Origin of the sequence: Halobacteriovorax sp. DA5 (assembly GCF_002903145.1) — a bacterium.
Taxonomy (GTDB): Bacteria; Bdellovibrionota; Bacteriovoracia; order Bacteriovoracales; family Bacteriovoracaceae; genus Halobacteriovorax_A.
On record NZ_PPDJ01000014.1, the window covers coordinates 17,743 to 44,294 of the forward strand.

23 protein-coding genes are annotated in these 26,552 nt (G+C 37.0%); 15 read left to right on the plus strand and 8 right to left on the minus strand.

All coding sequences use genetic code 11. The features are described 5' to 3' along the window. Positions 1-131 precede the first annotated feature (131 nt). The 6 genes from C0Z22_RS15040 to ruvX form a co-directional block, all read right to left on the minus strand. On the minus strand, positions 132-3,704 hold the full coding sequence (locus tag C0Z22_RS15040) for a hypothetical protein (RefSeq protein WP_103219195.1): 3,573 nt from the start codon (positions 3,702-3,704) through the stop codon (positions 132-134). A gap of 142 nt (positions 3,705-3,846) precedes the next feature. Continuing rightward, on the minus strand, positions 3,847-5,349 hold the full coding sequence (locus tag C0Z22_RS15045; protein WP_146037923.1) for a hypothetical protein: 1,503 nt from the start codon (positions 5,347-5,349) through the stop codon (positions 3,847-3,849). A gap of 142 nt (positions 5,350-5,491) precedes the next feature. Then, positions 5,492-6,301, minus strand: a complete 810-nt coding sequence (locus C0Z22_RS15050; RefSeq protein WP_146037924.1) for a DUF808 family protein — start codon at positions 6,299-6,301, stop codon at positions 5,492-5,494. Further along, on the minus strand, positions 6,294-7,391 hold the full coding sequence (locus C0Z22_RS15055; protein WP_103219198.1) for a FliG C-terminal domain-containing protein: 1,098 nt from the start codon (positions 7,389-7,391) through the stop codon (positions 6,294-6,296). The genes C0Z22_RS15050 and C0Z22_RS15055 overlap by 8 nt, the downstream gene beginning before the upstream one ends. A gap of 21 nt (positions 7,392-7,412) precedes the next feature. After that, positions 7,413-8,447, minus strand: a complete 1,035-nt coding sequence (gene mltG, locus C0Z22_RS15060) for an endolytic transglycosylase MltG (RefSeq protein ID WP_158246950.1) — start codon at positions 8,445-8,447, stop codon at positions 7,413-7,415. Between the two features lie 41 nt (positions 8,448-8,488). Further along, entirely contained in the window at positions 8,489-8,947 is a 459-nt protein-coding gene (ruvX, locus tag C0Z22_RS15065; RefSeq protein ID WP_103219200.1) for a Holliday junction resolvase RuvX, read from the minus strand. Positions 8,948-9,160: 213 nt separating this feature from the next. Between ruvX and rho the strand changes: the two genes are divergently transcribed. The 7 genes from rho (at position 9,161) to C0Z22_RS15100 (ending at position 16,115) form a co-directional block, all read left to right on the plus strand. After that, positions 9,161-10,408 carry a transcription termination factor Rho gene (gene rho / locus C0Z22_RS15070; RefSeq protein ID WP_103219201.1) on the plus strand — a complete coding sequence of 416 codons (1,248 nt, stop codon included), beginning with the start codon at positions 9,161-9,163 and terminating at the stop codon, positions 10,406-10,408. A gap of 29 nt (positions 10,409-10,437) precedes the next feature. Next, on the plus strand, positions 10,438-11,502 hold the full coding sequence (gene prfA, locus C0Z22_RS15075) for a peptide chain release factor 1 (protein WP_103219247.1): 1,065 nt from the start codon (positions 10,438-10,440) through the stop codon (positions 11,500-11,502). 3 nt (positions 11,503-11,505) lie between these two features. Continuing rightward, entirely contained in the window at positions 11,506-12,390 is an 885-nt protein-coding gene (locus tag C0Z22_RS15080; RefSeq protein WP_103219202.1) for a HemK/PrmC family methyltransferase, read from the plus strand. Further along, the gene (gene murA / locus C0Z22_RS15085; RefSeq protein ID WP_103219203.1) at positions 12,383-13,633 is read left to right on the plus strand and encodes a UDP-N-acetylglucosamine 1-carboxyvinyltransferase; all 1,251 of its coding nucleotides are present in this window, start codon (positions 12,383-12,385) and stop codon (positions 13,631-13,633) included. The genes C0Z22_RS15080 and murA overlap by 8 nt, the downstream gene beginning before the upstream one ends. Before the next feature lie 11 nt (positions 13,634-13,644). Beyond that, positions 13,645-13,980: an HIT domain-containing protein gene (locus C0Z22_RS15090; RefSeq protein WP_103219204.1), complete on the plus strand. Its 336-nt coding sequence runs from the start codon at positions 13,645-13,647 to the stop codon at positions 13,978-13,980. 111 nt (positions 13,981-14,091) lie between these two features. Continuing rightward, positions 14,092-15,084 carry a hypothetical protein gene (locus C0Z22_RS15095; RefSeq protein ID WP_103219205.1) on the plus strand — a complete coding sequence of 331 codons (993 nt, stop codon included), beginning with the start codon at positions 14,092-14,094 and terminating at the stop codon, positions 15,082-15,084. A gap of 8 nt (positions 15,085-15,092) precedes the next feature. Further along, entirely contained in the window at positions 15,093-16,115 is a 1,023-nt protein-coding gene (locus C0Z22_RS15100; RefSeq protein WP_103219206.1) for a hypothetical protein, read from the plus strand. 40 nt (positions 16,116-16,155) lie between these two features. On the opposite strand, the gene ileS is transcribed toward C0Z22_RS15100, so the two are convergent. After that, a complete protein-coding gene (ileS, locus tag C0Z22_RS15105) occupies positions 16,156-19,287 on the minus strand; it encodes an isoleucine--tRNA ligase (protein WP_103219248.1) in 3,132 nt (1,043 codons plus the stop codon). Between the two features lie 172 nt (positions 19,288-19,459). On the opposite strand from ileS, the gene C0Z22_RS15110 reads away from it, so the two are divergent. Genes C0Z22_RS15110 through C0Z22_RS15125 form a run of 4 tightly spaced genes read left to right on the plus strand, consistent with a single transcriptional unit; the run spans position 19,460 to position 22,269 of the window. After that, positions 19,460-20,899, plus strand: a complete 1,440-nt coding sequence (locus C0Z22_RS15110) for a FecR domain-containing protein (RefSeq protein WP_146037925.1) — start codon at positions 19,460-19,462, stop codon at positions 20,897-20,899. Beyond that, positions 20,877-21,431 (plus strand): nucleoside triphosphate pyrophosphatase, encoded by a 555-nt coding sequence (locus tag C0Z22_RS15115; protein ID WP_233189738.1) that lies wholly within the window; start codon positions 20,877-20,879, stop codon positions 21,429-21,431. Before C0Z22_RS15110 ends, C0Z22_RS15115 begins: the two co-directional genes overlap by 23 nt. Then, a complete protein-coding gene (locus tag C0Z22_RS15120; RefSeq protein ID WP_103219209.1) occupies positions 21,410-21,778 on the plus strand; it encodes a DUF167 domain-containing protein in 369 nt (122 codons plus the stop codon). The genes C0Z22_RS15115 and C0Z22_RS15120 overlap by 22 nt, the downstream gene beginning before the upstream one ends. Next, a complete protein-coding gene (locus tag C0Z22_RS15125; protein WP_103219210.1) occupies positions 21,775-22,269 on the plus strand; it encodes a hypothetical protein in 495 nt (164 codons plus the stop codon). The genes C0Z22_RS15120 and C0Z22_RS15125 overlap by 4 nt, the downstream gene beginning before the upstream one ends. Positions 22,270-22,295: 26 nt before the next feature. On the opposite strand, the gene C0Z22_RS15130 is transcribed toward C0Z22_RS15125, so the two are convergent. After that, the gene (locus tag C0Z22_RS15130; RefSeq protein ID WP_103219211.1) at positions 22,296-22,487 is read right to left on the minus strand and encodes a hypothetical protein; all 192 of its coding nucleotides are present in this window, start codon (positions 22,485-22,487) and stop codon (positions 22,296-22,298) included. 423 nt (positions 22,488-22,910) lie between these two features. Between C0Z22_RS15130 and C0Z22_RS15135 the strand changes: the two genes are divergently transcribed. From C0Z22_RS15135 to C0Z22_RS15150, 4 genes are read left to right on the plus strand one after another with little or no spacing between them, the layout of a single operon-like run. Next, positions 22,911-23,807 (plus strand): TRAP transporter TatT component family protein, encoded by an 897-nt coding sequence (locus C0Z22_RS15135; RefSeq protein ID WP_158246951.1) that lies wholly within the window; start codon positions 22,911-22,913, stop codon positions 23,805-23,807. A gap of 11 nt (positions 23,808-23,818) precedes the next feature. Continuing rightward, positions 23,819-24,799, plus strand: a complete 981-nt coding sequence (gene dctP / locus C0Z22_RS15140; protein ID WP_103219213.1) for a TRAP transporter substrate-binding protein DctP — start codon at positions 23,819-23,821, stop codon at positions 24,797-24,799. Between the two features lie 9 nt (positions 24,800-24,808). Continuing rightward, positions 24,809-25,303 (plus strand): TRAP transporter small permease, encoded by a 495-nt coding sequence (locus C0Z22_RS15145; protein ID WP_103219214.1) that lies wholly within the window; start codon positions 24,809-24,811, stop codon positions 25,301-25,303. Beyond that, positions 25,284-26,549, plus strand: a complete 1,266-nt coding sequence (locus C0Z22_RS15150; RefSeq protein ID WP_103219215.1) for a TRAP transporter large permease — start codon at positions 25,284-25,286, stop codon at positions 26,547-26,549. Before C0Z22_RS15145 ends, C0Z22_RS15150 begins: the two co-directional genes overlap by 20 nt. The last annotated feature ends 3 nt before the right edge of the window (positions 26,550-26,552 follow it).

Here is a 26,552-nt window from a genome sequence, read left to right on the forward strand (position 1 = left end):
GTGTTTGGCGGGAAAATAATTAAGTTAATTTCTTTTTACCAGTAATATCGGTAAGTTCTGCCGATAATAAAAAAAGGACGCTGAACGCGTCCTTATTTTTTTCGCCTAAATTTATTGGCATTAAACTATGCTTATCGTTGTTCGAACTCTTCTTGAATCATTGGACGATTTAAATCGACAGCTCCTGTTGTTGAATTCACTAGGAAGTACTTATCAAAAGCCGTTGTCGCCATATCTGCAAGAGCGTAATTCGTCCCATTGGTTAGTATCGCTGTATCAAGAACACCTGCAAATGAAGTAGGGTTAATGAATACGTAATGATTCTTTACTAACATTGCTGAACCAGCATTATTCGTGCTGTGAATATCTGTTGGATTGTGTCCATCTTTATGTCCCACGTAGAGAACATTTTCGAAGCTAACATCAAATGTATTATTTCCTTTATTTGAGAAGAATGCATATGTATTGACTGGCGCAGGATCAGTGAACTTATTGCCAATAAACTCAAGATTCTTAAATGCAAACATTTCTGAGCTAGACATTGAATAATCAATGCGATCAACAAGAAGGGAACCTGTAGGTGAGCCAAATGTATTATTTTTCACACTAATATTTTCAAATACTGGCCCATCTCCGCTATTCTCTGTTGAGTAGGCTCCTGCAATTAGACCTGTTGCAGAGCATCCGCTACTACTTTCAATCGTATTATTATCGAATTGAATATTATGAAATTGCGCTCGATCATCATCAGAGTTATTGTAGCGACTAATTCTTCCCATGAGAATTCCGGCATCCCCTGCAGAAGTACAATTAAACTTTACTGTAGAGTTTGCAATTCGGAGATTTTTAATTCGTCCGTGTTCAACATATGGAAAGATACCATTAAACATTTGATTGGCACCAGTGTAGTCATTGTAGAAATTTGAAATAGTGAAGCCATTTCCATCAAGAGCGCCATTGTATGAATTATTAAAGTCTGATAACTGAAGTGATTGTCCACCCATATCAATGTTATTCATTAGTTTAAAACTAAAATTACTTAGGAATAAATTATTCTTAATGAATGTTAAATCACTTGCATTTGAAAGAAGGAATGGACTTTCTTCAGATCCTGTCACTGTTGCTCTACCATTTGTTGCAAATCTCATGAAGCGGTTAAATGCAACATTTAGTTTTGAGCCTCCAGTTGCTGTGAAGAATTGGCTTCCAGCAAATGTTGAAGGGATGAATTTATTTGCAAGATCATTAAAGGTAAGGCTTATTTCGCCACCTGGTGTTCCATACTTTAAAGCACTTTGAGCAAGTGCTGTTGTACTATCACTATAGCCATTGTAAACAACATGATTTGCTGTGATTCTGTCTAGGACGTTTGATAGAGTAGAGTCATTGATAAATCCAATGAAGTCGATAATGTGAGAAGTACTCGTTCCCCATCTTGTATAATGGTGTCCATTAACTATAACGAATGTGTTGATGTCTGGCATAACTCCAACAAGAGATCCACTTGAATTTCCAGTAGCATAGCCAAGGTTATTAAAAAGTAGTCCTGAATAATAATTATTATCAAAGTTTGCTGAGGAAAGATTTGTCGTTGATGAAAGTGTCCCTAGGGCTCCACCAACACCTTCAAGTCCTGCTGATCCCGCAGCTGCACCTGTGACTGAACTTGTTGCGATATGATTAAGTGCAAAATTTGCAGAAGTTCCATCGAGATTTAGTCTTCCGATTAAGCCTCCAGCGCTTCCATCTGCACTAACGCTTACTCTTGTTGCTGAAGAATAAATTCCAAGTGTGTTACCAGGATTAGTAAAAGCAGCATGACCAATAAACCCACCTGCATTTTTTAATGTCGTATCAATACTTCCTGTTGTAATAGATGAGCGAATCTGAAAAGTTTCAGGATTAAATATCTTTCCAGCAATTCCGCCAGCACCTTGAATCGTACTATATGGAAGATCACTTGAAATTGCTAAGTGAATATTATTTTCACCAAGCTCTAGACGGCCTAGATAGTTTGCGGCCGTTGACTGATGTTGTCCTAGAAGGCCACCAATAATCGCTGGTGCCGCTGAAGTATATGAGTTAGTAAAAACATAACTATTACTATAAGTACTAATATTAGTAAGATTTTCTGAGAAGCCGATTAGGCCACCAACTGATTGTTGTGGATTAGCTGCATCAACTTCGATATTAATATTTCCATTAACATCATAAATTTTAACTTCACGACTATTAGTTGCAGTATCAGTTGAGCCACTTGTTAGGGCACCAATAAGGGAGCCTACGTAAGCACTATCAGAACCAGGAAGTCCCGTACATTTTAAACTAAAGTTACTAAAAGTGATTCTTTCAACTTGTGCGAATACATTCTTTGTTGATGTTCCATCATAGTAAGACTGATTAAATAATCCACCGCACGAGTAACCAAAGCTTGAACCAGGTGGTGTTGTTGATGGATTCGAGTTTGTCATTGAACCTGAGATTATTAATTCATGAAGATTTGAAGAATCGCCTAAGTACTTTGCAAGAGCCGGCCCTGCTGTTAACGAATTAACATTGATATTTAAGTTACTAAGTCCTGACTCAGCGTTAGCAACCGTGCTTCCAATACTATTAAATAATGAGTCAGATGCTCCAATAATATGTGGAAGCTTCTTAAGACTTATAAGAATATCTCCCTCTAATTTTCCACTAAAGTCAGTAGCGCCCGTTGCTGGTGCTGAACCTGCAAAATCAATTGTTCTCGCAACAATATAATTCTCTGAAGGGTAGGAAGCGATATTATTAAATTGATCGGCCGTACAAATAATATTAAATCCTCTTGATCCAGCGCTATCAGCTGCAAATGGAGAGCTTGTTGCCGCTCCTGCAAACGCACAAGAATCAAAGCCTGCAAGTAGAGTAAGACCTGTCGCTGAATCTTCTGTTGCTAGTAGATACTCCTCTGAAGGAAGTCCTGCTGTTCTTGGAATCCTTTTAACTTGAGAGGCTCCAGAGCAAGCAGTATCATAGTAGGCTACAATTTCAACTGGATTATAAAAACCACTATCACTAGTAACAACGTTATAGTCGGCAGTTAGGTCATAGGTGAAAATATCTCCAGCATTTGGTGTTAAGCATTTTGATTCAAGAGTTAAGCTTGGATCGACGACACCTTCAGCATTAATTGAAGGGTAGCGAATCTTAAGTGATTGAGCGTTACTTGGAGCTTCATCGCAGCTTTCTCTTTTTCCTTTCCCAAAAACTTGGACAACCCCGTGACAAGTTTCAACCTTGAACTGATTTCCTGTCGTACTGTCATGAACAACTGTATTAGTTAGTGATGCACAATTGGCCGTTGTCATTACTAGATTCATTGGAGTTTCAGTAGAGTCAACTTGAGTATTAATTTGAGAACAATACTTTGTTCCAACTAGATTCGTTGGAGTCGTTCCTTGGTGCCAACCGATGGCCTTTACATCGTAGTTTCCAAAAGGAAGCTCAATTTCGATTTCAGAAGGGGAGCTTGGATCAAGACCAATTTGAAAAACTTGTTTTGTATCGTTATTTCTTCCAAAGATAAGTACACCACCATCAAAGTTTGAGTTTAAGTCTCCAACTAAGAATTGTGATTTTGAAAAAGTAACTTTTGTGTTTGATGTTTTTACCCCACATGAAGTGAGAAGAAGTGAAACAAGAAATAATCCAAATATATGACGGTGCATACGGTCCCCAAATTCAATTTAATCCACAAAACTCATCGGTTAAGCAAATCTTAACCTTTAAAGAATTGGGGACAAAAGCTTACGGGATTTCAGTTGGTTATGGTTTTAACCTCAATAGTGAATGCCATTTCTTAGTGCCATATTAATAATATGTGTAATTAAAAAGCTGACCATTGGCATTTAAGTCAAAATTTCCTGTACCTGCAGGAGAGCCTGTGATTGTAAGTGTACAAGTCGTATAGGGAGAACATGAAATGTCTCCTGAGATTGATAAGGTGTCTGGTGTTGAATAGATACTAAAATTCACAATACCATCAGTGTTATTATTAAATGTAATTGTCGTGCTTCCACCTGTTGTAATATCAACATTTGATCCAGGTACTGGTATGAAATCTGAATCCGGAATCATAACAATAGGGTTTGCCATTACGCTAAAGCGCTTCTCTGGAGAATAGATTAATCTACTTGAAGCGTCATCAAAATACGATCCAATCATTCTAAACTCAAAAGTATCTCCAAGATTAAAATTAGTAGTATTACCGTCGAGAACAACATCTCCTGACGTCGTATCAAATGATATAGGGCCTGAACCGATTGGATATCCACAGGCAACAAAAGTTGAATCATCTGTTCCAGCGACTTTGTACTCACAAGTATAGTTCATCGAGTTGCCAAGATAAGTATCGTTTCCAACATCATATGGGCCACCAACCTGTACTGTCGTTGCAGAGTTTCTTTCAAATGAATAACTCGAATTTGTAAGAGAAAGTTCAAATGGAGTAGGTGGCATAATATAAGTGAAGTAAGTGCCATCGTAGAAGTGACGATCGTTTCCTGCTAGGTCTTTTTCACCGATACTGTTCATGGTCATAAGTGTACCAACTGGCCCGGTAGAGCAGTCAGTTGTTCCACTATCTTTATCTTCATATCCTTCTATTCTAAGAGGTAAGTGGAATCCGCCTGTTAGCCTTACTGGAAGAACCATTCCAACAGAAGCATCAAGAACCATTTTAGCGTAGTCGACTCCATCGAGTAAATTTCCATTAACATTGCTATAGCAAGTATTCATCGATTCATTAAATCTTGATTGAGTATAGATTAGATCCTTATTAATTGGTCCTTCATAGTGAGGAATACCAAATTTAATAGATAGGTCAGTTGAATTAAATCTTATGTATTCACCAACATTACAAGCTGAAGTTTCACAAACAGACATATACTTGGCCGTTTGTAGGCCATCAATAAACTCAGCACAAGGGTGACCTATATCAACGACGTTGGCCGGTGCCACAGTATCGACTTGAGTTAGATTGAAAGTAAAAGTTGTCTGCTCTGGGATTGCTGCGTTTTTTACGACTGAACAATAAAGGCTTCCTTCCATCATCTCGCCTGCAGTTGAACCATGCCAACCAAGAATCATAATATTCCAATTTCCATTATCAAATTCGTGATCAAGTGTTGCTTGTGAAAGAGGAACAACATAGAGAAGAGGAGGTTTATCCGCTGGTCCGCCAACTGCAAGCATGACCGCACCATTATCAAAGAGTCCTGCTACTTGAGAGAACGCACCTTGAAGCTTTACTTCGACGTTTGAGGACTTCCCTCCACATGAAGTAAGGATAATTGCGAATGATATTAGTAGCATATTGATAATTTTCATAATTCCCTCAGGCAGTTAACTAAATAAATTATCGTCTATAGCTATAATAAACTTTAATTTAGTGTGGACTAAATTTCTCGTGATTCTAGGTGTTTAGTAGGATTCTCATAAAGAGATCTGCCAATAATTAGCGCAAGAACTTCGATTTAATATGCGTGAGGATACTGAAAACGATAAGGGCCGAAAAACCACCAATGACACCTAAGAATAGGTTTTGCAGTATTTCATAGGTATAGAGGTCTAAGTGAAAGCTATGAGCAAAGATTCCTCCAGCTACGAGAAACATTGCAATTGTCCCAACTATTCCAAGTCCTCTCATAATCCAAGGCATTGAACTGACACAAGCGTAGCCAAGTCTCTTATACTCTTTTCTTATAAGGTAGAGGCCAAGATCATCAATTTTAACTAAGACAGCGACAAGTCCATAGATAAGGACAGATGCTAAAAGCCCCACAATTACAAGAGTCATTAGCTGATTTACAAAAGGTCCACTAATGCTATTTTGTGCAATTACGATAATTTCAATTGAAAGAATTAAATCTGTGCGAATCGCTCCTGAAACTTTTTTCTCTTCACTAATTTCGGCCAGGATCTTCTTGCTATCTTGCTTGGTAATCTTTTCGACCACTTTGTGGGCGCCTTCATATGCTAAATAAATTCCACCAATTAGAAGAACGATTTTTAGAGCTGGAGGATAAAAATAGGTAAGGGCAACAACGCCTAAGATGCTGTAGACTTTATTTAAAAGTGAGCCTACAAAAATCTTCCAGACCATTGGAAGCTCCTGATCGGCGTTTACTCCATGGATAACACCTGCATTAACTGCAAGATCATCACTCATTAGAGCACTGGTCTTCTTGATGGCAACTTTAGACATGATGGCCACGTCATCAAATGTTGTTGCAATATCATCGAGAAGAGACAGGAGACTAAACATACTTAACAAATGACTTCGGGCTTAAAACAAGCTCGCCCGAGCGCTCCTTTTCATGAATATACTTTCTTAACTCGTCTTGTGCTTTATTGATTGCTGAAGCTGGCTTTGGTTGATCATACTTCATAAGAAATTCTTCTCTTACACCAGCAGTAACTTCAGAAAGAAGATCATTGATTAATTCTTTAGACGACATTCTTAAAGCACAGGCCATAAGATCAAGACTAAATTGTAAAAAGAACTCACGCTTCATATCGATTGTCATATAGCGAAGGCGATCGATATCTTCTACTGACTCTGAGATATTGATAGCGAGTTGAGGGTTCTTTTCATGTATCTTAGCTAGTTGCTTTTGATAATCATCAGGATTTAGGCCATTGAATAGATTTGTATCAAGACCTTTTAATTTATTTTGTCTCTTTTTAACAAGAGAGCCAATTGAATCATATGTTATTGAGTTTAGCGTTTGTGTGAATTCAACTCCAATGCGTAGGAGGTGAGTTTGAAGTCCTTCTCCTGAAACACGGTAGCGATTAACTGAGGCAATCTTCGCTTCGTGTAGCTCAGGTAATTCCTGATCTGTAATTGAAGTAATAAAAATTGATTTTCCTATTTCGTACTTCGCTTTTCTTTTCGCATCGATAACAAATGCAAGACCTCTTAAAGAGATATCGAGAATAATATCATGTTGAGTTTCATCTTCACCCTCAACTTTGTATGAGATATTTTTGAAGTCTGGATATTTATAATTGAATCTCTCCACACTTCGTCGATCGCGCATACGAACTTCACTAGGAGTCTTGAACGAAAGACCACCATTTTCAAGTTTGAAAATATCTTTTTTGAAAATCATATCCCCAGCAGGATAGTGAAAAAAGACAGGTGAAAGAGGTGCTATTCGAGTATAAAAAGGAGCACTTTCTTTTGTGAGCCTGATAGAGCATTTTTCAATTGTAACTGAGCTGAAAGTTGCAGTGTACTCTTCGCGCATGTCTTCATTGTTTTGCCAAAATTTCAAAACTGCGCCTTCCTCATAAAGTTCAGTAAGCCTCTTGAGGATATATTCCTGATCGAATGATGACCATAATTTCATAGTTAATTACTTCTTTAAGTTTTATTGTTTTTTATTTAAGTCTCGCCAGCTACGCCCCTTACGGTTCGCTCTGTTCTTTTGCCAGTAATCTACTGCCTGGCTGTGTTCTTTGTATGTTTTTGAAAAAACGTGTGTTCCATCATTTTTAGAAACAAAGTAAATATATTCGTGCTTCTTTGGGTTTAGAGCAGCTTTAAGTGCCTCTAGCCCAGGGTTTGCAATTGGCCCAACCGGAAGACCTGAGATCTTATAAGTATTATAAGGAGTTTTCTGTCTTAGGTGCTTTTTGCTGATATTTCCTTTATACGACTCCCAGATCCCGTAAATTGTCGTTGGATCTGATTGAAGACGCATTCTCTTTTTTAAACGATTGTGAAAAACACCAGAAATTGTTGGTCTTTCAAACTTTGCACCAGTTTCTTTTTCTACCATTGAAGCAAGAGTTACTAGTTGGTGCTTTGTTAGTCTTACTTTAGAAAAATCAAGTTCTTTCGTTTTATCTTTAAAATTGTCATACATGCGGTGAATGATTGCACGTGCTTTCATCTTCTCGTGAAATTGATATGTATCAGGGTAAAGGTATCCTTCAACTCGATCAGCTGGAATTCCTAGTGAGTGAACAAATTTCTTATCTTTTGCTTCTTTGATAAATTCATTTTCATCAACAATTTTCTCGTCGGCCAGAACTTTAGCAATTTGGAATAAGTTATATCCTTCTGGAATTGTCACGCGAACAGTTAAACTCTTTCCGCTAATTAAAAGGTCTACTAGCTCATCCATAGTGATCCCTTTTGGGATGATGTAGCGTCCGGCCTTAAAGCTGGTTAGTTTACCCTCGAATTTCACATAGCGGTGAAAGAGGCGAGGAGAGTAGATAATTTTATCTTGGGCAAGACGGTAGTTGATTGTTCCAAAAGTGTCGCCACTATTAATTTGGAATTCAGTCTCTGGACCGTTGTATTGCCAATGATAAATGTTGTAATAAGTGTGGGCCACTAAAAGGCAGATCGATAATGCTGGTGCTAGCACCAAAAATACAAATAAGTTTTTCTTCATCATAATGATAATAGGATATCTTATTTTTATATTTTGTGAAATTAACTTCTTATGAAATCTTCTAAGATGATCACCGCACTAAGCTCATCAATTTTTGTTGGATCAAATTGAAAATTATACTCCGGAGAGTTAAGCATTCTCTCTTTTGCCGACTTAGTCGTAAGTGTTTCATCTTGTTGATAGAACTTTATACTAGGAAATTTCTCAACTAAAGCGTTAAAAATGGCCTTGTGCTCTTTTGTTTTCTCACTCTCATTGCCATCAACATAATAAGGTATTCCCATAACAATAACTTCTACCACTTGATCATCGATCACTTGTTCAAGTTCTGTATAGAAATGTGCAATTCCCTTATTAATGATACGTCCTGCACCTATTGGGAAAGGCTCACGTCCTGGGCAGAAGAAGCCAAGGCCTATGACTTTTTCACCGTAGTCGATGGAAAGGATGTTGAGACCACGTAATTCTTCAAATTTTGGATAGCTAGAAAACTCATTCATATTAGGTAGTTATGCCCATTTTGGCGCCTCAAGTCAATCTCTAAAGTCAGCTTGACTAGGAAAGGGTGAAGGTTTATGATGAGTTTATCTAATTAAATCAATACCAACCAATTTAATCTTATAAAATCCATGCCATTAATGGATCATTAATAGAGGCAAATTCTAAACCAATCCAATTTTATATATTCAGATATTTCAGGAGTAGTACATTTTATGCATTTAAGTGAATTGAGAGAGATGGAAATCAAAGAGTTAAACAAGATTGCGGAAAAAGCAAAAATTGAAAACTCTGCGGGTATGAAAAAACATGAACTAATCTTTGCTATCCTAAAAGCACATGCAAAAGAGAAGCAGGACATTTTCGGAAACGGTGTTCTTGAAATTTTACCAGATGGTTTCGGTTTCTTAAGGTCTCCAGGCTATAACTACCTTCCTGGTGCCGATGATATTTATGTATCTCCAAGTCAGATTAGAAAATTCGCTCTTAAAAAGGGTGACTCTGTAGAAGGACAAATTCGTCCACCAAAAGACAACGAGAGATACTTTGCTCTTCTAAAGGTTAGCACAATCAATGACCAAACACCTGAAGCGCACAAAAAGACAGTACTATTCGATAACTTAACTCCACTATATCCACAAAAGAAAATCAACCTTGAGTTTAATCCAAGCAATTACTCAACTCGTATGATTGATATGTTCGTACCACAAGGTTTTGGTCAGCGTTGTCTAATCGTTGCACCTCCAAAAGCTGGTAAGACGCATTTACTACAAGAAGTTGCTAACGCAATTACTGAAAATCACCCAGATTCAGTTCTAATCGTTCTTCTAATCGATGAAAGACCGGAAGAAGTAACTGACATGAAGAGAAATGTTAACGCAGAAGTTGTTTCATCAACATTTGATGAGCCAGCAAACCGTCACGTTCAAGTAGCAGAGATGGTTCTTGAAAAAGCGAAGCGTTTAACTGAAGCAGGAAAAGATGTAATCATCCTTCTTGACTCAATTACTCGTCTTGCTCGTGCATATAACACTGTTGTTCCACCGTCTGGAAAGATCCTTTCTGGTGGGGTTGACTCAAATGCTCTACACAGACCAAAGAGATTCTTCGGTGCTGCTAGAAATATTGAAAATGGTGGATCACTTACAATTATCGCAACAGCTCTTGTTGATACAGGTTCAAGAATGGATGAAGTTATCTTTGAAGAATTCAAAGGTACAGGTAACTCTGAAATTCAACTTGATCGTAAGCTTCTTGAAAAGAGAATCTTCCCAGCACTTGATATCAATAAGTCATCGACTCGTAAGGAAGATCTACTTATGGATCAACTTGATCTTCAAAGAACATATGTACTTAGAAAGGTTCTACACCCAATGAGTACAATTGATGCAATGGAGTTCATGCTACAAAGAATTACGAAGACTAAAACTAATGCTGAATTCATGGATTCAATGAATAGCTAAGAAGCAGCTAAAAGGATTTTCAAATGAGCATGTTTGATAAGCTTGATTCAGTTGTACAGCGCTTTGAAGTACTAACTGAAAAAATGGCAGACCCAACATTATATGATAGGCAAGAGGAGTTCAAAAAGATTTCAGCTGAGCGCTCAAATCTTGAAGAAGTTGTTATTGCTTACAAGAAATATAAGCAGATCAAAGAAGATATTGCGGAAGCAAAAGAGATGCTTAAGGAAAATGATCCTGATATGAAGGAGATGGCAAAAGAAGTTCTTGATGAGAACGAGCCATTAATTCCTGAACTTGAAGATGAGTTAAAGATTCTTCTTCTGCCAAAAGACCCATTAGATGATAAGAACGTTATGGTTGAAATTCGTGCCGGTGCTGGTGGGGATGAGGCTTCGATCTTCTCTGGTGATGTTCTAAGAATGTATCAAAACTACGCTCGCTCAGTTGGATGGAAAGTTGAAATTGATTCTCTTTCTGAAAACGATGAGGGGATTAAAGAAGTTATCTTCTCAATCTCTGGTGAGAAAGTTTACTCAAAAATGAAATATGAGTCTGGAGTACATAGAGTTCAACGTGTTCCAAAGACTGAGTCTCAGGGACGTGTTCACACATCAACAATCACTGTTGCAGTTATGCCAGAGACTGAAGATCTTGAGTGGGAACTTGATATGAATGATGTTCGTGTTGAAGTTATGCGCGCATCTGGTTCAGGTGGACAGCACGTTAACACGACAGACTCTGCGGTTCGTATGACTCACATTCCAACAGGAATTGCAGTTTATAACCAGGATCAAAAGTCACAGTTAAAAAATAAAGAGAAGGCGAAGAAGATTCTTGCGGCTCGTATCTTTGATAAAATGCTTCAAGAAAAAAATGCTTCTGAAGCAGCTGAGAGAAAAGGTCTAATTGGTACTGGTGATCGTTCTGAGCGTATTAGAACTTATAACTATCCACAAGGTCGTTTAACTGACCACCGTATTGGCCTGACTCTTTACTCTCTCGATAAAATCGTAGAAGGTGATTTAGCTCCAGTTCTTGATGCTCTTATTGCTCATAACCAAGCTGAACTTTTAAAGGGCCAAGAAGAGTAGTAAATGAGTTTTACAACTCTCGGTGACTACATTAGCTCGTTCTTTAATGAGAATAAAAAATTCTTAGAGGCAAATTACCCTGGAATTACAATTTCTCGCTTAAAGGGTGAGCTAAAAGATTTCTGTCGCATCCTTGAATCTCAATTCGATGACATTTATATTTCTGAAAATAAAGGTGTCATCGAGCAATTCTTAAAAAAAGTCAGGCAGGGGATTCCCCTCGAATATATTAGTAATCGTGCATTCTTTTATCGTTCTTCATTTTACATAAATGAGAATGTTCTTATTCCACGTAGTGAAACTGAAATCATGGTGGAGTGGACTTCTGAATATATTAAAAAAAATAAGCTAAATGATATTTCAATTGCTGATATCGGCACGGGAAGTGGCGCTATTGCCTTAAGTTTAGCAGGTGAGATTGGTGAAATAGAAGCGCGTATTGTGGCCAGTGACATTAGTCCAAAGGCCCTTGAAGTTGCTCGTGCCAATAAATTCTTTCACCGTTACCGTTATCCAAAGACTGTGAAAATAGTCTTTGAAGAGTCTGATTTATTAACTAACCTCAATGAAAATTTTGATATCATCATTAGTAACCCTCCATATATAAAGGAGAGTGCTGACTTAAGTGAAGTGCATGGACAGGTTCATCGTTTTGAGCCACATCTGGCCCTTTACTTAAAAGATGAAGATTACGATAATTGGTTTAAAAATTTCTTCCAACAGGTGGAGGAAAAGCTGAAAGCAGGTGGACTGTTCATAATGGAAGGTAGTGAATTGCATTTAGAACACTTAAAAGATATTTTGAGTGAATATGAATTTACTAATCTCGAGTTGATTAAGGACTACACAGACCGCTACCGTTTTCTAAAAGGAATTAAAAATGGATAAGATTATAGTTAAAGGACCAGCTCGTCTTTCTGGTGAAGTTGAAATTTCACCTGCAAAGAACGCGTACCTGCCAATTTTAGCAGCAATCCTTTTAACAGATAAGAAAGTAACACTAACGAATCTTCCAAAGCTTCGTGACATCAATACAATGCTTAAGCTTCTTGAAATGATGGGAGTTGAGTGTAATCGTGATGGTAAGAATGTGACTTTCGATGCATCAACTCTAAGTTCTCACGAAGCAACTTATGAGCTTGTTAAAACAATGCGTGCATCAATCTTTGTTCTAGGACCGCTTTTATCACGTCTTGGAAAAGCAAAGGTTTCTCTTCCTGGAGGGTGCGCAATTGGGACACGTCCAATTGATATCCACCTAGATAATCTAGAGAAGATGAATGTAAAAATCGAAATGAAGAATGGTTTTGTTTTTGCTGAAACTGATCATTTAAAAGGCGCACATGTGAAACTTAAGTTTCCATCAGTCGGTGCCACTGAGAATTTAATGATGGCCGGTGTCTTTGCTGATGGTCAGACTATTATTGAAAACGCAGCGATGGAGCCAGAAATTGACGATCTTGCAAACTTCCTAAATACATTAGGTGCAAAAGTTTCAGGTATCGGTACATCTCGCATTGTTGTTGATGGAATTAAAGAATTAAGTGGTGGAACGTACCAAGCAATTGGTGATCGTATTGAAGCTGCTACTTATATTATTGGTGGCCTTATGACAAAGTCAGAGGTTACGGTAAAGAACTTTAATCCTAAGCATCTTTTTAATGTTCTTGAAAACCTTCAAGGCATGGGAGCCAAGCTTGAGATCGGTGATGACTTCGTTAAGACATACCCATCATCACTAAAAGGTTCTAAAGTAATTACAGAGCCATTTCCTGGATTCCCAACTGATGTGCAGGCACAAATGGTAGCACTTCTAACAGTTGTAGAAGGGAACTCTCTTGTAACAGAAAATATTTTTGAAAATCGTTTCATGCACGTACCAGAACTAACTCGTCTTGGTGCAAGTATTGAACAACTTGGTAGCTCTGTCTTTATTGAAGGTGGTAAACCTCTAACAGCAGCACCAGTTATGTGTACAGACCTAAGAGCGTCTGCGGCCCTTGTTCTTGCTGCTCTTTGTGCATATGGTGAAACAAAAATTGATCGTGTCTACCACTTACAACGTGGTTATGAAGATCTACCTGAAAAGCTTAAGAAACTTGGTGCAAGTGTCGAACTCGTAAACGAATAGGGAGAAGCGTAATGAGTGATTGTTTATTTTGCAAAATTCTAAATGGTGAGATTCCTTCAGTGAAGGTATTTGAAAATGAAAATGTTTATGCATTTCAAGATATTCAACCGCTAGCAAAAGAGCACTACTTATTTATTCACCGCAATCACTCTAAGAATATTAATGAGATGAACCGCGATGATATGGCCCAAGTTTTTGATGCCATCAAAGAATTCTCTCAATCAAATGAGCTTGAAAAGAATGGCTTCCGCGTAGTCTCAAATATCAACCAACATGGCTGTCAAAGTGTATTCCATACGCATTTTCACGTACTTGGCGGGGAACAGCTTAAAGGTTTTGGGTCTTAAGTCGCTTTTTAGTATTCCAAATTAAAAAACAACTATTTCAAAATAGAAAAAATATCTCCTTTGGATTGATTTTCGCTATAACGGCAAAAATTAATTTTAAGGAGATTTTTTATGCGTTCATTTTTTCTGATTCCCATGATCCTACTTCTTTCATGTGGGAAATCTAACGAAAGAGCATTTTATGGCCAAAATCTTAATCCAAGCTTTAAAGGCCAGTCACTTACTGCAACACAAATTCAATGTGAATCAATAAAAACGAATATTACAGACATGGAAATTACGTGCCCTATGTCTTTTATCAATGAAGATAAACAATTTCTTTTCTCTATTGATATGGACGAGCAAGCTATCGATATGAAGAAGTATCCAGAGCTTGGCGAAGTAGAACTTGAAATTTCAATTAAAGAAATGATTCATGCAAGATTCTACCTTGTATCTAAATATGGAAAAAGACTAAGTGAAGATACTTTATATGACGGAAGTCGTACTCTTAAGTTTCAAGAGTTAAATCGTGGAGATTTTGCGGCCCATGAAATTTACTTAAAGATTAATAATTATTTTACGGGAGATCGTCCGAAAGTCGTATCACCAGAGGAAGATCTAAATTGTAATACAGGTATTTTTAATATTAATGATGTGAATCTTGCAGATCTTAAAGGTCAGTGTGAAAATTTAAAATTCATTCCTCTTGTAAAGGCCAAGGTTATTATTCCAAAAGTGGAGACTGTTTCGACCAATGGAAGGCTTTCAGCACTTACTACAGCAAATAGTCCAATAAAATTACCAAATCGAGATCTCGTAAATTTTAAATATGTATCAGTAAGTGATTTTGAAGAAGGTGAAGTCGATCCAAGTTTATTTTATCTTGAAAGTATTGACCAATATGGCCTTCACTACTTTTTAAATGATTCAAGTTACTGTGTAACTGTAGGAGTGATGGAAGTTTTTAAAGTTAATATCGACAAGAGCTTACATCGTTTGAACATTAGTCATTTTGAAGGTCTTAATATCATAAAAGATAAATCTAGCTATAAAATAAGTCGTCAAAAAAAGTGTTATCCTGTTGAGCCTGTTTTAACTGGATTTGTAGTAGTTAAGGAATAGGGAGAGTTATGAAAGTATTAAGTTTAGTTATGTTATTTGTATTAGTTTCTTGTGGCTCAGGTAGTGACAAAAGTAAAGAAAGTGCTAATCAAGCAATGATCTCAAGCAAATCATTTCTACTTGAATGTAATAAGTTAGAGAGTTCTCTATTTAGCGATAGTGAGTGTAATAAGATCGGTATTACAAACCAAAAATTATTTCTATTTAATTTTGATTATTCTAACAATCAAAACATTTATGAAGATGGAGTAGAGAACTTCGTAAATCTTAAAATAAATCTAGGTGAAGATGTTATTGAAGGCCGTTTCATATTGATTTCAAAATATGGGAAGGTTTTATCAAATGAAGCTGTTTATAATCAAAACGAAGGAAAACTTTCGTTTTTTGAACTTGAAGAAGGAAATTTTCTTTCACATGAAGTCTATCTGCAGACAAAGTCCCTAATTCTTACTAATGGGGAAAATATTAAATATGATTTAGGAAAATCTTTAAAGTGTGTAACAGGTAAAGTGAATTTTGAAGAGTTTCAAAACTTAGTTCAACCTGACGGATGTGAAAACTTGAGGATGGAAAAAATCTATACTGGTGCTCTTGTTCAAAAAGCTGAGTTTTATGAAGCTGAAGAAACAAGGTTAGTCACACGCGTAATGAAAAATGGAGTGATCTCTAAACCTAAGAAAGGGCAAGAATTTGTAAGTATTTCAGTTTTATCAAAATATGAGGTGAAGTTATTTAATCATTTCTCTAAAGAAGTGAAAGAATTTTCTGAAGTATATGAAATAGATGAAGAGTCAGGGACACTTTTTATTAAAAAGGAGAAACAGTGTTTAACAACTGGAATCTTGAAATATACAGATCGAGAAGTTAGAACTGGGAAATGGTTTGTCGTAGCAGATGAGATTGTGATGAAAGCTGCTTCGGGAAGTATTGAAGTTCAAGGTACTGTTTTAGATGCAAAAGAAGATTATAAACGAAATGAATGTTTTGATCTAAATCCACAACCGATTGGATATATGTTAATTAAAGAATAAAAAAAGCCTCCGTAATGGAGGCTTTCTTTTTATATGCTGATTAAGCTTTAACAATTGTCATTTTTAGATTTTCATCATCAACCTTAAACTCATGCTCAAGTTCCCCTGTGCTAACAGTTAGAGAGTTAGCAAGAGTTTCTTTTGTGATGTAATCAGTATGAGTCGTGATTGCTTTTGCAAGAAGATCAGTAGCTGCAAAAGTTACTTCAATTCTATCTTCAACATTGAAACCAGAATCTTTTCTTGTTCTTTGGATTCTGTTTACAACCTCACGAGCAAGACCTTCAAGGATTAGCTCTTCTGAAAGGTTCGTGTCGATATCAATTGAGATATAACGATTTGATAGGGCCTGAGTACCTTCTTTTGCTTCACGGAAGATTAAGATATCTGAAGGCTCAAATGTTTCTCCAGCAAGTTCTAGGCTTCCTTTTTCTTCAAGCTCATTCAGCTCAGCTGCTCCAAGCTTTGAGATGATCCCCATAAACTTACCAAAATCTTTTCCTAGACGTTTTCCTAGAACAGGAGAATTTGGTTTAGCGTATAGTTTGATGTAGTGGTCTTCATCAGTAGTATACTCAACAGTTTTAACGTTAAGTTCTGACTGGATATATCCTTCAAGCTTCTTGATTTCATCAAGTAAAGCTTGGTCTTTGTGGATTACACTTAGACGAGCAAGTGGAGTCTTAACCTTGATTTGTACTTGATTACGCTTTTGACGTCCAAGAAGAATAATCTGTTGCATTCTATCAACTGCATCTTCAAGGATTGAATTTTTAAGTTCTTTATTAGCAACAGGGTAGTCACAAAGGTGAACTGAAAGATTCTTTTCACTTGAATCAAATTTCTTAAGTTCACTAAAGATATGCTCAGATAAGAATGGTGCAAATGGTGCCATTGCAATCGTAACTTCTTTTAGTGTTGTGAAAAGTGCAGTGTATGCTTGTTTCTTATCTGATGTTAGTCCTTCGCCCCAGAAACGTGATCGGTTAAGGCGAATATACCAATTTGTTAAATCTTCAATGAAGTGGAATAGGGCAGGAACAACGTTGTAAAGTTGGTACTGTGCCATTTCAGCTTCGATATTTTCTTTAAGAGTTTGTAGTTTTGAGATTACCCAATTGTCAGTAATATTGTCGCCACTTTCAGCATGCTCACTTAAATTCCATCCATCAATTGATGCATATGTTTGGAAGAATTTGAAAGAGTTTAGCCATGGTAGAAGGGCACGACGAACCATGTCCTTAACACCTGCATCTGTAAAGCGTTGTTCTTCACCTTTCACAAGTCCTGAGTTGATTAGGTATAGTCTTAGAGCGTCTGATCCGAATTCTTCCATAAGCTCATCTGGAGCAGTGAAGTTTCTTAGAGACTTACTCATTTTCTTTCCATCTTCAGCAAGAACTAAACCATTAACAATTACGTTCTTGAAAGCTGGCTTATCAAATAGCGCAGTTGAAAGGATTGTTAGTGTGTAGAACCAACCACGTGTCTGGTCGAGACCTTCAGCAATAAACTCTGCAGGGAATCCATTTTCAAACATTTCTTGGTTTTCAAATGGGTAGTGAAGTTGAGCGTAAGGCATTGATCCTGATTCGAACCAACAGTCGAATACATCAGGAATACGCTTATAAGTTCCAGCTTCACCTTCGATTGTAAATGTCACTTCATCTGTGTACTCACGGTGAAGGTCAGTTAGCTCAACACCTGAAAGTTCTTTAAGCTCAGCAATTGAGCCAAGGCATTTCATATTTCCTGTTTCGTCGTTGATCCAAACTGGAAGAGGAGTTCCCCAAACACGTGTGCGAGAAACTGCCCAGTCGCGAGCGTTCTCTAGCCACTTACCAAAACGACCTGCTTTGATGTGACCAGGTACCCAGTGGATTTGCTCGTTGTTTGCAACAAGCTTATCAACGATCTCTTCTACTTTTACATACCACTGTGGGATTGTACGATAGATTAGTGGAGTTCCTGAGCGGTAGCAGAATGGGTAGCTGTGCACTAGGTTTCCGTGATCGTATAATTTTGTATTATCTTTTAGTTCTTTGATGATTTCTTTATCAGCATCTTTTACATAAAGACCTGCATAAGTTGAAACTTCTTTTGTAAATTGACCAGCATCATCGATTGGACAAACTTCTGCCATCATGCCAGCTTCTTTACAAATTCTATTATCGTCTTCCCCGAATGCCGGTGCTTGGTGAACAATACCAGTACCACTGTCAGTTGTTACGTAGTCGTCATTTAAGATTTTGAAAGCACCTTCAGCTTTGAGATCAGCGAAGAAGTCAAAAAGTGGCTCATAAGTAAGACCTAGAAGTTCGCTTCCTTTGAATGATTCCCCAACAACTTCAAGGTTGCGCTTCTTTGCAAAAGCTTCAACTCTTGCTTCAGCGAAGATGATTGTTACACCACGGTCGTTATCTTTTACACGAACGTAATCAACATCTGGCCCAACACAAAGAGCAAGGTTCGATGGAAGCGTCCATGGAGTTGTCGTCCATGCGGCAACATAATCTGCACCTGCTTTAGCTGGATCATCTAATTTGAAAAGTACAGTTACGGCCGGATCTTGAACGTCACGGTAATCAAGACCTGCTTCAAAGTTTGATAGACCTGTTCCTAGACCAGTTGAGTAAGGAACAACTTTTGTTCCCTTGTAGACCATATTCTTATCCCAAAGAGATTTGAAAACCCACCAACATGATTCCATGAAAGTTGGATCCATTGTCTTATAGTCATTGTCAAAGTCTACCCAACGTCCAAGGCGTGTTACAGTTTTACGCCATTCAGTTGTGTAGCGATCAACAATTGAGCGACACTCTTGGTTGTAACCAGCAACACCAAGTTTCTCTAGTGCTTCGTGTGCAGTCATTTCTAATTTTTTATTAATTTCTTGCTCGATCGGTAGACCGTGAGTATCCCATCCAAATCTTCTTTGAACGTAGCGACCTTTCATTGTCCAATATCTTGGAACGATATCTTTTAGCGTTCCAGCAAGTAGGTGACCGTGGTGAGGAAGACCTGTGGCAAATGGAGGGCCATCGTAGAAAATATATGGCTCTTTCTCTTTTGTTTGTTCTAGTGATTTTTGGAAAATTTCATTCTCTTCCCAAAATTTTAAGACTTCATGTTCTGTGTTAACAAAAGAAAATTGTCCGTTATCCTGACTCATCGTATCAACCTTGTCTGTTATAGTTTTGTGTAAATTAATATTTGGCCCAAAATTTAACATGAAACCCATGATTTTGACAGTTTAGATGGGCCTGAAAGTGGCAATTCTTACCGAAAAACTTGCAAATTCGCGGCACAGTTAGGGCCGGTGGCCGAAATTGTCGATAAAGTTCATGATGCTACGTATTTTATTTATTTTAACCATTACACTTTCAACTTTTGCTAGCTCATCAGAGTTAGAAACAAAGTTTAAGGACGACCGTAAGTCTCTAATCAAATGGGATGAGCTTAAGGCCCAGAAGTGGCTAGACTTTGATGAGTGGAAAGAGGAATTACGCTTTAAAGAAAGCTATCCACTTTGGCGTGATCTTGAAAAAATCTCAGGTATCGATGAAGAGATTGGCCGTGTGATCAAATGTGTGGGGGAGTGTACTCTCTTTCGAAAGCTTGGAAATAATAAAATTGGTTTTCGATCTCTGATAAAAGAAAATGATGATATTGAAACTGGTATCGATAGCTACCTTTGGCTTATGCTCTTTGATGGTACATTGATTCGTATAGCACCTGAAAGTTCAATCTCACTAAAAGAAATGAATATTTTAAAAGACGAAGTATTTTTCAATATTCGTATGAATGTAGGAAATGTTCTTTTGATTTCACGCTCAAAAGAAAAACTTAAAGAGTTGGACCAAAGAGATACTGATTCTGTTTTCTTTCCTCTTCCTATTAATAAAACCAATCCCGTCGTCTTTGATAAAGATGTTTCTATGAATGAGTATCTTTTTGAAGATGGACTACGTTATAAATCTCGTACTCGCTTTATTAATGAGGCGATAGAAAAGAACAATAAAAATGTCATAAGAAAGAGTCGATTCTTTATACAATCTCCATTGTATTCATTTGAAGCCTATTCTCCATCATTTGAAACTTATGTTTCAATTGGTGATGATAGCTACCTTAAATTCAGAGATGATGAACAGTTAGGATACAAAAATGACTTGGCCTCATCTCCAAAAGTAAACTTACGTGGTTATGAAAATGATAGTTTTGAAGAGTTAGAATATGGAAGTTGGTATAAATTTTCTTTCATTAATCGTAATGTTTTTGTCACGAAAGACTCTGAAGTTTTAAGTCAAAATGAATTATTTACGAAGAGAATTTACGGAATCTACTATACTCGTGAAATCTTTTTAGAACGCTACGGAAAGCCATTATTTGCTGAAGGTGATGAGGTTCAGTTAGCCAAAAATTATGGTTTGAGACTTTGGAAAAAAGAAGAATTAGAAAAGCGTCTAAAATTTCTATGGACTCATGTTAGAGAGGTTGAAACGACAAATCTTGCGATCGCTGATCGTTATCGAAAGTCTGTTTTAAATCGAGCAAACCGTCGTGATAAAGATGTCCTACGAAAAGATTTTTACACGAAGGCACAAGAAAGTTACTATAAAGTCGGTGCGATGGAGAATTCGAGAAGTTATTTTCCAAAGCTTAATTCAGAAAAACAAGAACTATGGAAGAAGTTAAATGGTATCTACACTGAAATTTATCCTGGCCTCAGGGAGTCCACGTCGAAAGGAACTACTATCTTGGATGAAAGTTCCGATTCAAATTAAGCCTTCAGCTGTTGAAGAAATAACAACTAAAGAACATCCAAAAGATATTGTCGAAGAATTGGCCGAGCTAAAGGGAAGAGATATCTTTACCCAAGAATTTCCAAAAGATGGAAATGTCTTTGTTGTCGCTTCTGATACTCTTGTTGCTATAGGTGATAAAGTTTTAGGAAAACCTAATGATCGCGACCATGCAAGGCAGATGCTACTAGAGTTATCTGGTAAAGAGCACGATGTTTTTACAGCTGTATATATGGCCTATCGAGACAAGGAATATACTTTTTCAAGATGTTCAAAAGTAAAGTTTACAGATATTTCACCGGAAATTTTAGAGCTTTATTTAGAAAGTGATGAGGCCCTTGATAAGGCGGGGTCATACGGAATTCAAGGACAAGGTCTACTCTTTGTTGAACATATGAGTGGCTCGTATTCAAATGTTGTAGGTTTTCCTCTCGCTGACTTTATTGCTGAAATGAAAACTTTTCTTGATGAGCTTGGATTTGAGAGCAGCAATTGGAGAGAATTATTTCAATAAAAGACTATTTAAAAACACAATGCCTGAACTTCATTACTCTTTCGAATAGTGAAAGTGAATTAATAGTTGAACTTGAAGTTTGGGCAAAGCCTGGTGCAAAAGTTGAAAAGGTGAGTGTTGCGGAAACTGGGCAACTTATCGTTAGCACTCAGGCCCCTCCTGAAGATGGAAAGGCCAATGCTGGTATTGAAAAGTTAGTTGCAAAGAAATTCGGCGTAGCAAAAAATCAAGTTCAACTTACTCAAGGACTTCAGTCTAAGTTTAAAAAAATGGCCATAAGCTTCGTCTTTGCGCATAATAAAGATACTGAATATTACTTAGCTAAGATAAAAAAGGCCCTAAATTGAAATCAGTTTTAATGACTCTTTTATTCATACCGACTTTGACTGTCTATGCTCAAGCAGACAAAGGTGAGACTCAATCTGAAAAAGAGATGAGTAAAGTAATGTATGCGAAAATTGAAGAGGTGAAGAATATCCCTCCAAAAGATTACGTAACAAAGACTCAAATCATAAGAAAAGAAATTGATCATTATATTGATCTTAAAAAGGGTGTTTGCTCTGGGGATTACTCGACATTTGTTTTAGATCATAAGGATATCGAGGCCAGTCAGCATAAATTAACTAAAATAGAAAAAGATCTTTGCTACAGAGAGCTTAGAGGCTTTCAAGTTACTTATATCAATAACTTATTCATAGCCAAAAAGAATTACCTCAATCATTTACATGAAGAGAGACTGAAAAAACTGGAAGAGATACGCGAGGAAACACTACGTAGCTTAAAAGCTACGTACGACAAGCAGCTGATTTCTCCTAAGGGAAATCGCAAGAAAAGATAAATAAGAAAAAAGCTGTGGGCCTATTCTTATTCCGCGTCTTCTTGTGTTGCTGTTCTACCAAGAACTGCACGAGTTGGTCTTAAGCTTCTCACTTTTAATAGTGATTTTCTTGGCTTTAGTGAAGCTGACTTACGAATAGTCTTTAGCTTAATTTGACCAATTACGCTGTTGTTCGTGTTAGACGATAATTTTTCGTTAGATGTTTCTTGTGATGACATCTCCATCTCCTTATTAAACGATTAAAGGTTAAAAAATCACTTACCTTAATCGTAATAAGATTCAAGAGACTCCAGAACTTAAATCCGATTAGGTAAGTAGTTCATCTACTCGTAGAAAAACTACTCTCAATGGTCACTCCGTGACAAAGTTTAGTAACTTAAATATATACTCGGCACAAATTAGCAAAAAATTGAGCCTTTCGAAATATTTCCCTAATCATATCACGAGGTTAGAAATGGTGCAACACGGCTATCACTAAGGGATTTGGGCGTCAATGAAAATGCATTAACCACTTGTAATTACTGAATAGATAAGGCAAATTACTACTATATTAATTATAAGGATCGCCTGTGAATTGCAAAAAAATGTTGGCATTGCTGATATTGTTCATAAATCTAGTTTCTTGCTCAAGTATAAAGAAAGTGGCCACTAACCAGATGGGGGATATGATCTTTGAGACATCTGAGGCCGTTTTTACTGAAGATAACTGGGACTTATTTGAATCGACAATTGATAGCAATATTAAATTAGTTGAAAATCTCTACGCCGCTGATCGCGAAAATCCTGAATTCATTGTTACTCTCATAAAAGCATATAGCGGTAAGGCATTTGCCATCGATGAAACTTACTATCTTAAAGATCAACTTAAAGAACTATCAAATTCAAAATACCGAGTTAATGCTCTTTCAAATTACACTCGTGCTCTAAATTATTCTGCGCTATTTTTTGAAGTACGAGGATTTAAAGATTTTGATTTCACTCGCTACATTTCTTCACCTGAAGATTTTAAAAAATTACTTGATGAAAACTTAAGTGATAACGCTACAAATATCGAAGGTGTTTTCTATACAGGACAAACGCTTGCTTCAATCATTAATCTACAAAGAGATAATATGAGGGCCGTCGCTTATCTTCCTCTTGCAAAGGTTATGTACGATTGGTCATGTGAAAAGAATGGAAATTTAGCGCAAGGTGCTTGTGATATTTTCAATGCTTCTTACGCTGCTTCAAGACCTCGTGGACTTGGTGGGGACCCTGTAACTGGTAAGCGCTTATTTGAAGAAGCTATTCAAAAATGGCCAAATAATATGTTAGTTAGACTTTCATTTATTCAGTTTTATGCAGTTCCAATGTTTGAAGAAAATATCTATCGTAATCAGAAATTAGAAATGAATAAATTTCACCGTGAGCAGATGGAGCTAACTTATTGGAGTGGTGGAAAAATTGAAACACCAAAGGTTGATTACAATAACCTTTTTAATTTAATTGCACGTAAGAGATTAAAAATAATTGAAGGCTTAGAAGAAGAGATCTTCTAATTGGAAAAATCATGTCAAAATTTAAAGCATTATTAATTCTACTATTAACGACGAATGTAATGGCCCTAACTTTAAAAGTTGGTGTTCTAACTCCTGAGGGAACGAACTGGGCAAAGAATCTTAAGAAAATGGCAAAGGCCATTAAGAAAGAAACAAATGGTGAAGTAAAAGTGAAGTTCTACTTCGGTGGATCTCAAGGAGATGAACCAGATGTTTTAAGAAAGATTCGCGTTGGACAACTTCACGGTGGAGTTTTTACTGCAAAGACACTTGGTGATATCAATGGTGATGTTCGTGTTGTCGAAATACCTTTTAACTTTTTTCATGATCGCAAGAAGGCCCTAAAGACACTTGATGATTTAACGCCATTTTTAAATAAGAAAATTAATGAAAGTAATTTCGTTAATCTTGGCTTCTTTGATATTGGGATGGTTTACTTTGTTTCAAAAACAAAGATTTCTTCTATTGATAGTCTAAAAGGTGTAAAAATCTGGTCTTGGGAAGGGGATCCTCTTGTTGAAACTATTCTTGGAGAGATGAAGCTTGTTTCGGTTCAGCTACCTCTTCCTGATGTTTTGTCTTCTCTTTCAACTGGAATCATTGAAGCAGCTTATGCACCACCTTTAGCGATTCTATCAATGCAGTGGAATACTAAAGTTAAATATCTTATTGATTTCCCTCTTACAATGTCTGTTGGAGCCTTCTTAGTAAATGACAAAGTCTTTAATAAGATCTCTCCTGCAAACCAAAAGAAAGTTTTAGCAATTTCTAAGAAGTATATTGATCTTGTTAAGGCGACAAATGAAAAAGACAATCAAGATGCTCTTGATCTGATGAAGGCATCTGGTGTTGAATTTGTTAAATTTAGTGATGCCGATATTAAACGTGGATATGAAGTACGTGAGGCAACAATTAAAAAGTTAAAAGGAAAATTATTTTCTGAAGAAGCATATAATAGACTTGAAAAAAGTTTAAAAGCTCAAAAGAAGTAGAAAGAACTCATGATACGCAAGATAGAAGAAGTTACAGATCTCGTTGTAGGCTGGCTAGTTGTGGCCAATGTTGCTGTTATGCTAGGCTTAAGTGTTTTGGCCATTATCTTTCGTTGGTTTGATATTTCATTTTCTTGGGTTGATCCACTTGTTCGACATCTCGTATTTGCTCTGGCCTTCTTAGGTGCAACACTTGCCAGTGGAAAGTCGAGGCATATTGCAATTGAGATTTTACCAAAATTTTTAGAGAGTGAAGGTAAACACCGTTCTTTATTCATTCTAAATAAGATAACTCAAGTGTGTATTATTGTTGGAACAACTTGGCTTTTTGCTTCAGGTGTTCAGTTCTATAATGTCGAGAAACAATTTGGAAACTTAACTTCACTGGGATTGCACTCTTCTGTTTTAGTCGCAATCATTCCAATTGGCTTCGCCCTGATCTTCATTCGCACGATCTTGGCATTTTTAAATTTTAAGGAAGATTATGAGCCTCATAACAATTAGTATTGCCGCATTTATTTTGGCACTAATTGGAGTGCCACTCTTTGTTGTTCTTGGAAGTCTTGCCCTTGCAGCTTTCTTTCATAATGGAATTGAGCCGTCGGCCGTCTCTGTTGAAATTTACCGTCTCGCATCGGCTCCGACAATTCTAACGATACCTCTTTTTACTTTTGCTGGTTACTTACTTGCTGAATCGAATGCACCAAAAAGACTATTTCGTTTCACGAATGCGCTACTTTCATGGATGCCTGGAGGAGTTGCTATTGTTGGACTCGTTCTTTGTGCTTTCTTTACTGCCTTTACTGGTGCTAGTGGGGTAACGATTGTTGCTTTAGGTGGATTAATTTATCCAATTCTTATGAATCGCGGTCACGATGATAAATTCACGATGGGATTTATTACGACTTCAGGTTCTTTAGGTCTTCTCTTTCCACCAAGCTTACCAATTATTCTCTATGGAATTGTAGCAGGAGTGGATATTGATCAGCTTTTTAAGGCCGGTATTGTTCCAGGAATGCTTCTCATCATTGGTTTAGCAATTTATTCAATCTTAAAGGCTCCGAAGAACCATAGTGAAAGAGGGAAGTTTGATTTGAAAGAGGCGCTTCTTTCTTTAAAGGGCGCAGCGTTTGAATTATTTTTGGCCCCTGCTGTACTTGTCGGAATTTACGGTGGGATTGTAACGGTTACAGAAGCAGCTGCCTTTACTGCGTTTTATATTTTAATGATCGAGTGCTTTGTCTATCGTGATCTAAGCTTTACAAAGGATGTACCTAAAATCGTTGTGGATTCAATGACAATGGTAGGTGCTATTTTAATTATTCTCTGTTGTGCTCTTGGCTTAACTAATTTCTTAGTAGATGAAGAGGTGCCTAATCAACTCTTTGGTGCTTTTAACCACATTCTTACGAACAAGTACGCTTTTCTTGCTTTCTTGAACATCTTCCTTTTAATTGTTGGAAGTTTAATGGATATATTTAGTGCGATAATTGTCGTCGTACCTCTCATCCTTCCATTAGCTCAAGAGTTTGATATTCATCCAATTCACTTGGCCATCGTCTTTTTAACAAATTTAGAGATCGGCTATATAACTCCTCCAGTGGGAATAAACCTCTTTATTAGTTCTATTCGATTTAAGAGACCGATTACTGAACTGTATCGCTCGGCCTTACCTTTTCTTCTTATTTTACTAATTTGTTTGGCCATTATTACCTATGTTCCTGCCCTGAGTCTTATCTGGGTAAAATAAAGA